This window comes from Methylobacterium sp. WL116 (genome assembly GCF_008039455.1).
Classification (GTDB): domain Bacteria; phylum Pseudomonadota; class Alphaproteobacteria; order Rhizobiales; family Beijerinckiaceae; genus Methylobacterium.
On the sequence record NZ_VRUV01001171.1, the window covers coordinates 1 to 263 of the forward strand.

Here is a 263-nt window from a genome sequence, read left to right on the forward strand (position 1 = left end):
CGCATCGTCCTCAACCGGCCCCACGCCCGCAACGCGCTGACCTTCGCGATGTACGAGGGCCTGGTCACGCAGTGCCTGCGGATACAGGAGGACGCCTCGGTCAAGGCGCTGGTGATCACCGGTGCCGGCGAGAAGGCGTTCGCCGCCGGCACCGACATCGCCCAGTTCCGCAGCTTCGAGACCGCCGAGGACGCGCTCGGCTACGAGCGCTTCATGGACCGGGTGCTCGGCACGCTGGAGCGGATGCGGGTGCCGACCATCGC

General features: G+C 70.0%; 1 protein-coding gene. It reads left to right on the plus strand.

Annotation, left to right across the window (positions count from 1 at the left end):
* On the plus strand, positions 1-263 hold a 263-nt coding region (locus FV223_RS29915), incomplete at both ends, for an enoyl-CoA hydratase/isomerase family protein (RefSeq protein ID WP_187276319.1).